The organism is Aquisalibacillus elongatus (genome assembly GCF_003843875.1).
GTDB lineage: Bacteria > Bacillota > Bacilli > Bacillales > Alkalibacillaceae > Aquisalibacillus > Aquisalibacillus elongatus.
Genome location: NZ_RKRF01000014.1, coordinates 68956 through 81148, shown reverse-complemented (window position 1 = coordinate 81148; position 12193 = coordinate 68956). Strand labels below are relative to the sequence as shown.

Below are 12193 nucleotides of genomic sequence, written 5' to 3'. Positions count from 1 at the left end.
AATTCCATTTTTATGAAATTCAAATGAAATTCTAATCATGTTTAACACTCCCTTTTAGTTCTAAAAATTAATCTATATAAATAAAGCACATTCGACCGTGGCCAAATGTGCTTTAATAACAAAAATAAAAAACGCCGCGATCTAGTTATAGTGATCGCGACGTTTACATATTTAGCGCTAAAATTAAAGACAAGGAAACACCCTTATCAGAAGCTACTACGAGCGTATAAAGGATTGGTCACGATCTTATGTTCTTTTAAATGTACGAAATATACTAATTGCATAGGTTGAGTATTTTTTATAGCTTTCATCATTTTCGTGACCTCCTTTACCTAAATTTGTTAATTACTTAAAAGATTATATACTGAAAATGTCAAAAAAGCAACACAATTTTTAAAATTAATTAAAACCAATCAAAACAACTACGAATAAAATTAAACCAATTATCGTTATAAAAATTATAGAAAACAACCTCGAAGCACTGATCATGGTCTCATCTTTCCACTTAACAGGTTGTACACCACTTAAAAAGAAAATAATAACAGCACTGATTACAATACACGTAATATTCGTCATGATTAATAAAAATGAACCAAACGCATCTTCCCACAACCGATTACCAATAGACATTCCAAACGTAATCACAGGAGGAAGTAAGGCAACTGCGACCATAACGCCAACTAAGTTACTGGATAATCGATTTAATATCGACATTGCTCCTGCTGCTCCCGCTGCTAAGGCTAAGAAGAAATCTGCCAAAGATACCTCTGTTCTTGATGTGTACTGTGACGACTCCGTTCCGGTATAAAAGAAAAATCCAAATAATGCCGAAATACCAACAATTAATATAACACCTAGAAATAAAGTCCAAGTAGCTTTACCTAGATGAGGAATATCTCCTAAAACCGTTGCAAAACCCATCGATATCGCAGGTCCAATAAGAGGAGCAATCGCCATTGCCCCAATAACAACCGCCGTATCATCTTTTAAAAATCCTGCTGTTGCAACAATAGCTGAAAAAATTACAAGTAAAGTATAGTTTAACGTCAGGTCACTTTTTTCCTCGATTGTGTGCATTAATTCTTGTCGACTCGCTCTTAAAAATTTACTCTGATCCTCTTCAGTGTTTTCTTCACTTTCCTCTTCTTCTTCATCTTGTTCACGTTCTTCAATGGTTTGATGCGAAAAATAAGTATGGACCGGAAACAAAATAGTCTCGAAACCTTCTGATGATCGAGATACCGTCTCCAAATAATTTAATACTTCCTCGACGTAATCAGATGAAATGACCATTCGTATTAAGATTCTGTCGTCTTCTTGAGGAACTTCCTTCCAAGTCCCTTCTCTTGAAAAACTACGTAGTTTCTCAACAACAAAGTGATAATTTCGTCTCGGAACATATACTTCCACAAGCTGTAATCCCACTCCGTTCACCTACTAAAAACATATTTGTATGACGTTTAGTATTTACATATTTTTATATAACAATCACATACTATTCTTAAATATTGTTGAGGAGATTACGATGAGAAGAAGATCCAAAAAGACATCAAAACAAAGTTATTTTCCGTGTGAAATAGAAAAACTAGAAAAAGATTTAAAAGATGGCTTTTTTAAATCTTCAGCGGATTTCACAGTTAAGAAATTCGAACACGAAAACAAACGAATTTTCATAGCTTTTCTCAACTATATGGTTGAAAAGGATCAAATTTTCAAGCATATAACAGAAGTAATTCTACAATCGAATACTGAGTGGGACACAAAGGCTTTAGAAAATAATATTCCAATCTCAGGAAGTGAAACAAGAGAATCTGTAAAAGATATTGGATTAGATATGTTAAAAGGTTATGTTGCAATCTATATAGAAAATGACGACGCATGCGTTACATACCCAGTACCTCAACTAAAGGAACGCCAACCAGAACGAGCTGAAACTGAATCTCTAATCTTTGGTCCTAAAATATCGTTTACGGAATCTATTCAAACTAACTTAAATATTATTCATTGGCGGCTTGATAATCCATCTCTAGTAACAGAAAAGTTTATCATTGGAAATGAAATTCCTTCTGAGGTTAGGTTAATTTACTTAAAAGACATAGCCGACGATGAAAATATTAATGAGATGCGGAACAGATTAAATAAACTTCAAACAGATGATGTATTAGAAAGCTCTGTTCTAACACAATACGTGGAAGACAATTCTTACTCTATTTTTCCTCAACTTTATGTAACTGAGTTACCAGACCGTTTTTGTTATGAATTAAAAGAGGGGAAATTAGGAGTGATTGTAGATAAAAGCTCAAGTGCTATTATCGCTCCAACCAACTTTTTTAGCTTCTTTGAATCAACAGAGGATTTATATACACGTTGGAATATGGGGTCATTTATACGCCTCATGAGACTTGTGGCCATGTTTTTATCAATTACGTTAACACCGCTATATGTTGCGGCTTTAACGTTCCATTATGAAATCATCCCGACTGCATTACTCGTATCATTGGGGCATTCGAGGTCGCGAGTCCCATTCCCACCATTACTGGAAGCTCTAATCTTAGAGTTTTTAATCGAACTCATTCGTGAGGCGGGGGCGAGACTGCCTACGAAAGTCGGTCAGACGATGGGTATTGTTGGGGGAATCGTTGTTGGACAGGCAGTTGTTCAGGCAGGTTTTACAAGTAACATTTTAATTATTATTGTGGCTCTTAGTGCCTTAGCGTCCTTTACTGTTCCGAGTTACTTAATGGGGTCAGCCATCCGAATCATACGTTTTCCACTTATTATTATGGCAGGACTTTGGGGGTTCATTGGACTTTTTTACAGCTATGCTTTTATTCTAATTCATGTTCTAAAACAAAAATCATTAAAACGCCCATATTTTGTACCTATTTACCCGTTCCGCCCTAAAGATATCGATAATTCTATTTTTCGCATTCCTTTCTTGAAAAGTAATTACAGAGCGTATTCAAATATGCCGAAGAAAATTAAACGGTTTGAGGAACCATCGAGACAGAAAAAGGAAGACATTGATGAATAGAGGCTAGACTTATGCATAAGCAACTAATGATTTCAAAAGATAAACAAATTAGAGCAGCATATCTATTCATTGTGTTACACACGATGCAAGTTGGTGTCGGCATTGCCGGTTATCCAAGATTAGTTTTTATGGAGGCAAGACAAGATAGTTGGATTTCAATCATTGTAACCGGACTCATTCTTCACCTTGTAATCGCCTGCATGGTATTTGTCTTGAGGACGTATGAAAAACAAGACTTAGCGGGCATTTTACACACGATTTTTGGAAGTATTATAGGCAAATCCATTGCGGTTATTTTTGTCATATATTTTTACTTATTGTTTTTCAGTGTCATTGTAAATTACATTGAGTTTGTTCAGGTCTTTATCTTTCCACAAATGCAGTCGTGGTTTATAGGCTTACTATTATTATCACTAGTTTGGTACGCCGTCTTAGGTGGGATCCGTGTAGCTGTTGGAGCGAGTGTTGTCTTTTTTCTATCAACCATTTGGATGATGGGATTGCTACGGAAACCTATAACTTTTATTGAAAGCCGCCATTACTTCCCAGTATTTGACACGGCTATAAGCGATATATTTAGTGGTGTTTTGATTTCTTCTTACACATTCCTAGGTTTTGAATTACTGTGGGTGATTTTTCCTTTTATCAACGATAAAAAAAGAGTGAATCGCTATAGTCAATTGGCAATGACATTTACAGTCTTGATGTACTTAACCATTACTATGGTTGTGATTGGTTATTTTAGCCCAACTCAATTAGAACAAAAAGTTTGGCCCTTACTTACGTTATTTAAAGTATTATCATTTCCTTTCTTTGAACGCTTTGATCTATTAGCTGTTGCCATTTGGATGATCATCGTATTACCTAACCTAATCTTACTTGGATGGATGGTTACTTTTACGTGTAAGCGGGTGAGTGATTGGAAACAAAAACATTGTTTAGTAGCACTAATTATTTTGACATTAATTTTAGTGTGGATATTTGAAGATAGAGAATTTGTGAACCAACTTACGGATTATACGGGTAAGATTGGGTTAGGACTTGGATTCATTTTCCCATTTTTACTACTACCGTTTGCAATGAGACATCGAATGAAGAGGAAGAAAAATCATGCTAAAAACTAAAAAGATTATAATCTTATTACTTTCGTCGTTGTTGTTTTTAACAGGTTGTCTTGAGAAAAATATCTTAGAGGAATTAGGGATCGTTACTATCTATGGATTTGATCTCTCTGATGAGGATAATATGTTACAGGCAACAACAGTTTTATTTCAATTTAACCCTGATATTACAGATGCCTCTCAAGTGATTCAAAGTAAAGGACACACATTTCGTGAAGTTAGGAATAACGCAAATAAAAAATCAGGGTATAAAATTGTTTCAGGTCAATTAAGAACCATTCTCTTTGGTCCCAAGATTTCTGAAGATGGCGTTTTCCCTTACATTGATACACTCGAACGTGATGCTTCGATCTCTGATATGGTGTTTGTCGCGATGTCTAAGGACCCTACTGAACAGGTCCTGTCCGCTACAAACTATGAGCAATCACCTAACATCGGTACGTACATTCAACGGCTTATTGAAACAGCTGTACGAGATGAGCGGTTAATTAGTAGTACATTACATGAATTTACACATAAGTTCTTCGCAGTTGGACAAGACCCATTAGTACCGATTATCGCTAACTTGAATAACAAAGCTCAATTATTAGGCCTTGCCATTTTCAAAGATGATCGGTATGTAGGCGAACTTACATTAGAGGATGTTTTTTACGTCCGATTGATTGCTGATGAGTTTAAATCAGGCCAGGTTGAGATGGAGCTACCGACAAAACAATTTGAAAAGTATTTAAAAGAATATGAGGATTTAGACACGGAAACCTTTTTTGTTGTAATGGATCAATTGTATAATGATGTGAATATTGAACTCAAAAACCCTGATAGTTTATCTTACAAAATAGATATTGATATAAAAGGGCGAATTGTAGAACTATCTGAGCGAATTGATCTTCAGAAAGAAGAGGCAATCAAACTGTTAGAACAAGAAGTCAGTAAAGAAGTAAAAGATAAACTAACAACATTAATAGACGAGTCTAAAGAACTTCAAGCTGACTATTTTGGATTTGGATTGGAGTATACCACTAGGAAACGAGGCGAAGAAATCACAAAAGATCAATGGCATGACATGTACCCTAATATAAATGTGGACATCAATGTGACAACTAAGATTAGAAGTTATGGAATTGTAGAATAAAACAAAGCTCAAAGGCTATAAATAACCTTTGAGCTTTTAACTTAAGATAAACTTGTTAAGACATGTACTCTTAAAATAATACCTTCTAATCTGTTTTCTTCATCAACCACTGCAAGTGGATATTTAGTCTCAGCTGCTTTCGGAATAATATCTTGAACATAATCGACTAGTTGAACTTGCTCTACATCACGAATTAATATATCTTCTAGAGACTGGCCATTTTGGCGGCCTTTAATTGCATCATCAATCGTCACAATTCCTTGAAGTGAACGTTTTCGATCTACCACAAATACACTTGAGATACCATTTGTCTCCATTTCTTTAATCGCAACATTTAGGCCATCCTTAAGAGAAACTAAAGCGTTTGGCCTCGTCATAATATTTTCAGCTTGTAAGATTTTAGATCGATCAATGTCTTTAATAAACTCTGAAATATAATCATCAGCCGGTTCTTCTAAGATTTCCTCAGGACTGCCTGTTTGTACGATCCGTCCATCTTTCATAACAGCTACACGATCGCCAATTTTGAAAGCTTCATTTACATCATGTGTAATAAAGATAATCGTCTTTTGTAGCCTTTCCTGTATATCCAATAACTCAAGCTGCATTTCGCGTCGGATTAATGGGTCAAGGGCACTGAAAGGTTCGTCCATTAGAAGAATGTCCGGATCATTTGCTAGAGCACGTGCTAAACCAACACGTTGCTGCATACCACCGGATAATTCATCAGGATATTTATCTTCCCAACCTTTTAATCCAACAACTTCAAGATTCTTAAGAGCAATGTCTTGTCTTTCTTCTTGTGATACTCCACGAATCTCTAGTCCATATTCAACATTTCCTAAAACGGTACGGTGGCTAAATAGACCAAAATGTTGGAAAACCATTGCAATTTTATTTTGACGAAAATCTTTTAATTGATCTTTTTTATATTGCACAATGTCTTCTCCGTCTACATAAATAGAGCCGTAAGTTGGGTTGTTAAGCATATTTAAACAACGAATTAACGTTGATTTACCACTACCTGACAGCCCCATAATAACGAATAATTCACCTTCGTTAATATCAACAGATGCATCATAAACCCCAACTGTATTACCTGTTTTCTCTAAGATCTCTTCTTTGGATAACCCTTCTTTTATATAAGGCACAGCTTTTTTAGGTCTTGAACCGAAAATCTTTGATACATTTTGTAAGCTAAGTTTAGCGTCCATTACTATCCCTCCTCACTTCGTTGGAAACGATTACCGATACCTGCTGTCACTCGGTCGATGATGATCGCTAGGAAAACAATACTAATACCTGCTTCAAAACCAAGTGCAATATCAATACGATTAATGGCAATTAGAACCTGCTCACCTAAACCACCAGCACCTACCATGGAAGCAATTACAGCCATCGCTAGTGCCATCATAGTCGTTTGGTTAACACCCGCCATAATCGTTGGCACAGCTTGAGGTAGTTGTACTTTCGTTAACATTTGCACACGTGAAGAACCGAACGATTCAGCAGATTCAGTCACTTCACGATCTACATTGCGGATTCCTAATTCTGTCAAACGTATAACAGGAGGAACAGCATAAATAATCGTTGCAAATACCGCTGGAACATTACCTAGCGGAAAGAAGAAAATAACTGGAATCAAATAGACGAAACTTGGCATCGTCTGCATCGCATCTAGTATTGGTCTCATAATAACAGAGAAGGCTTTATTCATCGCCATCATAATCCCTATTGGAATCCCTATAAAAATGGAAATGATCACTGCCGTCAGAATAACAGCAATCGTAATCATCATCTCTTCCCATAACCCAAAGCTTCCAACTAAGAACATGAAAAATCCGTACAATAACCCAGATTTAAATGATTGAAAGAATGTTCCAATTAAAACAATGATCAGGATAAAAACCGTCCATGGAAGCCAATTTAAAAAGTCATCAAAGGCTACAATCGTCGTTGATGTTATGTTAAAAATAATATCAAACACGATTTCAAAATTGACTTCAAGAAAATTTACGAATTTCTCTACTGGTGTGCCAAGGGGAATACTGACATCAGGAAATACATTTAACTTTTCCCAAATCGTTGATAACATTTTTTCACCTCTTCTATTCTAATCAAAGTCGTCCTTAACTAAAAAGAAGTTAACCACCAAAATTAAAAGTGGCTAACTTCTAAAACTATTATTCTTGAATTCCTTCTTTTACTTTCTCAGCCACATCTTCTGGAACCCACTCAGTCCATAAATCTTCATGTTCATTCATCCACCAAACCGCTGCTTCGTCAGCTTCCGTATCATTTTCAAGCATGTAAGTTAGAGCTTCTTCTGTCAGTTTTGTTGACGTTTCATAGTTTTGTAGAAACTCATATACTTCTGGTGCTTGTTCAGGGAAGTCACCATGAACGCCTACAACAACATCATTCGGTGGAAATTCTGTACCTTTTGATTCAATCCAAACTTCTTCATCATACTCAGGTTCTTCTAGTAATGTTAGGTCATATGAAGCTGTTACCCAAGTAGGTGACCAGTAGTAACCAACCCAAGGTTCACCTGATTCATATGCTGATGTTAAAGAAGATACAACAGCTGAGTCCGAACCTGGAGAAAGAACATTAAACTGTTCGTCTAATCCATAGAATTCAACCTTCTGTTGAATTGTCTCATTAACAGCCCAACCAGATGGTCCGTTTACAATACGACCTTTCGAGTTATCCTCTGGGTCTTCAAACACATCAGGATAATTTGCTAAGTCTTCTACCGTTTCTAAATCCGGTGCTATAGGTTCTATGCCGCGCTCTTCATCACCTTCGATAACATAAGTCGGTACATAAAGGCCTTGAACATTATCATCAAAGTTTACAGAGGCTTTCACGATCTCTTCGTTTTCAATCGCTTCTTCATAAACTTCTCTAATATTATCTGTCCAAATTTCAGAGTAAACATTAACGTCACCATCACGAAGACCTTGTACTGTATTCGGAGTAGATCCTGAGAGGACGTCTGTTTCATAGTCGTAACCATACTCCATAATGTTTTGCATGATACTGTTATGAACTTTGATACTATCCCAACCAGCATCAGCAAGGACAATTTCTTCTAATGAGTCGTCACTGCCACCACTACACGCTGCTAAAAATACAAGGACAGAAAGTGACAAACTAATAATTAATTTTTTCATGTGATACTCTCCTTTTCAATTTTTAAATCAAGTGAACTCTAGTGAAATGAAGATTATGTAGGTATACAGAAGGTTGGTTGAATGCCATTTGATCTGAATACAACACGTTTTATTGTACCGATTACGACTCTCTTCTACAATTTTCATTTAGACGAAATACTCTTAGAATAACGTTATTTATTTACTAAAATAGTAGTTTAGTATAATCAGTGCTAAAATAATGCTATTTTTCTATTAATTATCTCGTATATACTAATGATTTCAATTTATTAACAGTTAAATATTAACAAAAAACTATAGGCATAGTGCCTATAGTTTAATGTTTCATCGTATTTTTGATTAAATTAATGACTTGATCCTTTACTTCTTGTGATTGATAAGTCTCCATTTTCCGATGATACTGCGCTCGATTCTCATATAAATCACTCACTTTTTGTATCAACTGCTCTCTAGTTAATACTTCTTCTTCAATGACTTCAGCAAAACCTTGATTTTTAAATGATTTGGCGTTTAATATCTGGTCTCCCCGACTTTGTTGTTTTGATAAAGGAATCAGTAACATAGGGATTCTTAAAGCTAAAAATTCAAAAATCGCATTCGCGCCAGCCCGTGATATGACGACATCTGACATAGCTAATAAATCCTTCAGTTCATCTGTCACATATTCATATTGAACATAGCCATCTTGTTGTTTACTAGCCTCAACTTTTCCTTTTCCACATAGGTGAACAACTTGGAAATCTTTAAGCAGAACTGGTAAGGAAAGACGCACCATATCATTTACTTTTTGGGCGCCACCACTTCCGCCCATGACAAGAATGGTCGGCTTATGAGAATTGAATCCTGTTAATTCATAGGCATTTTCTTGGTCACCTTGAAACAGTTCTTCTCTAATAATGGCGCCTATATAATGAACTTTTTCATCAGGTAAGTACTCACTTGTTTCAGGGAATGTGGTTAGTATTTTCTCACTAAATCTCAAGGCGATCTTATTAGCTAATCCTGGCGTATAGTCCGATTCGTGAATAATAGACGGCACTCCAGCCATTTTTGACGCCATAACAACAGGAACGGAGACGAACCCACCTTTCGAAAAAACAATACTCGGATTTAGCTGCTTTAAAATCTTTTTAGCCTGGAAGACTCCTTTGACTACACGAAAAGCGTCTCGAACATTGCGCCTAGATAAATATCTTCTCAAACGCCCGGTTGAAATCCCATGGTAGGTGACACCCTCCATGTCTTCAACTAATTCTCTTTCAATCTCATCATATGAACCAATATAATGAACGTCATAACCTTCTTTGATGAACTCTGGCATTAAGGCGAGGTTAACAACGACGTGACCTGCCGTTCCTCCACCAGTAAAGACGATTGTACCTTTTGTCATCTAAACGTCTTCCCTTCTATTCATTTCAATCAATATCAAGTATAATGTCATATTAGCAAAAGACGTTAGGTTTGAATAGGAGCGGAACATCATTATGTATGAAACACAATCCATATCTGAAAAAATGTCATTATTTATTAAAATATTAATCCCTATTTTAATTACACAAGTTGGGCTCTATTTAATGAACTTTTTTGATACTGTAATGGCTGGAAGAGCTGGAGCGCAAGAGCTTGCTGGCGTTGCGATTGGATCTTCCTTATGGGTTCCAATCCTAACAGGTGTCATCGGTATTCTAATGGCCATCCCACCAATAGTCTCTCAACTATTAGGAGCCAAACAAGGGGAGCAAATTACACACGTTGTAAGGCAAGGTGTATATCTAGCCATTATGATTGCCATAGCAATCTTTATAATAGGGTTGATCTTCTTAACGCCGTTATTAAATGCTCTATCATTAGAGCCAGGTGTGAGTCACGTAGCTAAATATTATTTAGTTAGCCTAGGCTTTGGTATGATTCCACTGTTCGTATTTAATTTATTGCGTTCGTTTATAGATGCACTTGGTCAAACTAAGATCTCCATGCTCATTATATTACTAGCTTTACCTTTAAATGTGTTTTTTAATTATATATTTATTTTCGGTAACTGGGGAGCGCCTGAATATGGGGGGATCGGAGCAGGAATAGCGTCTGCCGTCACCTATTTTATTACTTCAATCATTGTGCTTTTAATTATTCAAAAGAAAAAGCCTTTTAATCAATATGAAATCTTTTCTTCAATCGAAAAGCCTGAGCTTAAAGCATGGCTTGAGCAATTAAAAATCGGCATCCCGATTGGCATTACCATCTTTTTTGAAACAAGTATTTTTGCTGCCATTACTTTATTTATGAGTACGTACGATACAGAAACGATTGCGGCCCACCAATCCGCGATTAACTTTGCTTCTATTTTTTACATGTTACCGCTAGCGATTGCGATGGCACTTACGATTGCTGTTGGTTTTGAGGTCGGTGCAAGAAGGTATAATGAAGCAGTCACTTACGCCAAACTTGGCATTGGCTCAGGTGTTGTCACATCAGCCATTGCGGGTGTTTTAATTTTTATATTCAGAGAAGATGTGGCATCATTATATAGTAATGATCCCGTTGTTATTGGCTTAATGCAGCATTTCTTGATCTATGCGGTTTTTTTCCAATTATCAGATGGGATTGGAACGCCTATCCAAGGGGCTTTAAGAGGTTATAAAGATGTGAATATCACATCAGTCATTGCGCTCATTTCATTTTGGGTCCTTGGACTTCCTAGTGGATATTTAGCTGCCAATTTTACGGATTTAGGACCTTATGGATATTGGGTTGGTTTAATTACAGGATTAGGCGTCGGAGCGTTGGCTTTAAGTGTTCGTTTAATTTATGTAACTAAAAAGAAATACGTATAAATGAAGCTCGCCGTTAGTCGGCGAGCTTTTTCAACTTAACCATATATTGCATAGCTTGGTTTAGCGGAACTTTTTCTTCATATTGAAAGTTTTCATAATCCACAGCCCCGCCTGGAATAATTGTTTCAATTACTAAGTCTGTTTCATTTAATAATAATTTAAGATCAGCAGGTGAATAGCACCTTAAGTACTGAGTAACTTGGTTGTCCTCTTCGCCATCAACCCACCAAGTATCGATCATTTTACATTCTTCTGCATCAAAATCATATTGTCTTCTAATATCACCCATACCCATGGACTGACCCGCCGTTTTTGCCCAATACCATGGCGTGTAAATATCGACTAAAGCAACACCACCAGGCTTTAACCAACTTGATATCCTTTTTAATAATTGCTTTTGGTCTTCATCTGAACCAATGCCAAAGCCATCCCAGTAGCAAACGACATCAAAAGGTTCTTTAAAATTGATGGCATAGAAATTTTCCTGAAGGACATGTAAATGATTTCCGACTTTATGCTCTTTGGCTAATTGTTTTGTATGACGAACGCCTTCTTCTGTCAGTTCCACTGCTGTCACATCGTAACCCTCTTTAGCTGACGCAACAGCGAACTGTCCAAGACCACTACCTAAATCCAATATCATATTACTATGATCATTGGCATTAGCCTTAACTCGCTTAACTAAATCCTCCCTTAAATCATCGAATAGATCATCTGTCTTTTCTTTTGCCCACTGATACTGTTTACTATAAAAGTCATTTAACCAATTCATGTAATAGAGCCTCCTTCTATAATTGACTGAAGAAGACTCTGATTAGAAATTCAATACTCCCATCGAATACCTCCTACTTCGTTATTATAACGAAAAGGTCTGAAAAATAAAAATTCAATATGCT

Annotated in this window: 10 protein-coding genes; 4 read left to right on the top strand and 6 right to left on the bottom strand. The window is 36.3% G+C overall.

Translation table 11 applies throughout. From position 1 onward, the window contains the following. Positions 1–399: 399 nt before the first annotated feature. On the bottom strand, positions 400–1425 hold the full coding sequence (locus tag EDC24_RS14340) for a TIGR00341 family protein (protein ID WP_124223759.1): 1026 nt from the start codon (positions 1423–1425) through the stop codon (positions 400–402). A 100-nt stretch (positions 1426–1525) separates the two neighbouring features. Here EDC24_RS14340 and EDC24_RS14335 point away from each other — a divergent pair, with 100 nt between their 5' ends. The 3 genes from EDC24_RS14335 to EDC24_RS14325 are packed head-to-tail and all read left to right on the top strand — an operon-like array spanning position 1526 to position 5287. Beyond that, positions 1526–3034, top strand: a complete 1509-nt coding sequence (locus EDC24_RS14335) for a spore germination protein (protein ID WP_124223757.1) — start codon at positions 1526–1528, stop codon at positions 3032–3034. A gap of 11 nt (positions 3035–3045) precedes the next feature. After that, positions 3046–4158 (top strand): GerAB/ArcD/ProY family transporter, encoded by a 1113-nt coding sequence (locus EDC24_RS14330; protein ID WP_124223756.1) that lies wholly within the window; start codon positions 3046–3048, stop codon positions 4156–4158. Beyond that, positions 4145–5287 carry a Ger(x)C family spore germination protein gene (locus tag EDC24_RS14325; RefSeq protein WP_124223754.1) on the top strand — a complete coding sequence of 381 codons (1143 nt, stop codon included), beginning with the start codon at positions 4145–4147 and terminating at the stop codon, positions 5285–5287. The genes EDC24_RS14330 and EDC24_RS14325 overlap by 14 nt, the downstream gene beginning before the upstream one ends. A 41-nt stretch (positions 5288–5328) precedes the next feature. Here the strand turns inward: EDC24_RS14325 and EDC24_RS14320 are convergent, their stop codons facing one another. The 4 genes from EDC24_RS14320 to EDC24_RS14305 form a co-directional block, all read right to left on the bottom strand. Beyond that, entirely contained in the window at positions 5329–6501 is a 1173-nt protein-coding gene (locus tag EDC24_RS14320) for a quaternary amine ABC transporter ATP-binding protein (protein WP_124223752.1), read from the bottom strand. A gap of 2 nt (positions 6502–6503) precedes the next feature. Beyond that, positions 6504–7382, bottom strand: coding sequence for an ABC transporter permease (locus EDC24_RS14315; RefSeq protein WP_124223751.1), 879 nt, complete (start codon positions 7380–7382; stop codon positions 6504–6506). Positions 7383–7470: 88 nt separating this feature from the next. Beyond that, positions 7471–8466: an ABC transporter substrate-binding protein gene (locus EDC24_RS14310; RefSeq protein WP_124223749.1), complete on the bottom strand. Its 996-nt coding sequence runs from the start codon at positions 8464–8466 to the stop codon at positions 7471–7473. Between the two features lie 316 nt (positions 8467–8782). Then, on the bottom strand, positions 8783–9856 hold the full coding sequence (locus EDC24_RS14305; RefSeq protein ID WP_124223748.1) for an undecaprenyldiphospho-muramoylpentapeptide beta-N-acetylglucosaminyltransferase: 1074 nt from the start codon (positions 9854–9856) through the stop codon (positions 8783–8785). Between the two features lie 94 nt (positions 9857–9950). Here EDC24_RS14305 and EDC24_RS14300 point away from each other — a divergent pair, with 94 nt between their 5' ends. After that, positions 9951–11297 carry an MATE family efflux transporter gene (locus tag EDC24_RS14300; protein WP_124223746.1) on the top strand — a complete coding sequence of 449 codons (1347 nt, stop codon included), beginning with the start codon at positions 9951–9953 and terminating at the stop codon, positions 11295–11297. 13 nt (positions 11298–11310) lie between these two features. On the opposite strand, the gene EDC24_RS14295 is transcribed toward EDC24_RS14300, so the two are convergent. Then, positions 11311–12069, bottom strand: a complete 759-nt coding sequence (locus EDC24_RS14295; protein ID WP_124223744.1) for an SAM-dependent methyltransferase — start codon at positions 12067–12069, stop codon at positions 11311–11313. Positions 12070–12193 lie beyond the last annotated feature (124 nt).

Coding starts and splice junctions, on each gene's coding strand:
- EDC24_RS14335 (WP_124223757.1), top strand. CDS start 1,526: ATGAGAAGAAGATCCAAAAAGACATCAAAACAAAGTTATTTTCCGTGT.
- EDC24_RS14330 (WP_124223756.1), top strand. CDS start 3,046: ATGCATAAGCAACTAATGATTTCAAAAGATAAACAAATTAGAGCAGCA.
- EDC24_RS14325 (WP_124223754.1), top strand. CDS start 4,145: ATGCTAAAAACTAAAAAGATTATAATCTTATTACTTTCGTCGTTGTTG.
- EDC24_RS14320 (WP_124223752.1), bottom strand. CDS start 6,501: ATGGACGCTAAACTTAGCTTACAAAATGTATCAAAGATTTTCGGTTCA.
- EDC24_RS14315 (WP_124223751.1), bottom strand. CDS start 7,382: ATGTTATCAACGATTTGGGAAAAGTTAAATGTATTTCCTGATGTCAGT.
- EDC24_RS14310 (WP_124223749.1), bottom strand. CDS start 8,466: ATGAAAAAATTAATTATTAGTTTGTCACTTTCTGTCCTTGTATTTTTA.
- EDC24_RS14305 (WP_124223748.1), bottom strand. CDS start 9,856: ATGACAAAAGGTACAATCGTCTTTACTGGTGGAGGAACGGCAGGTCAC.
- EDC24_RS14300 (WP_124223746.1), top strand. CDS start 9,951: ATGTATGAAACACAATCCATATCTGAAAAAATGTCATTATTTATTAAA.
- EDC24_RS14295 (WP_124223744.1), bottom strand. CDS start 12,069: ATGAATTGGTTAAATGACTTTTATAGTAAACAGTATCAGTGGGCAAAA.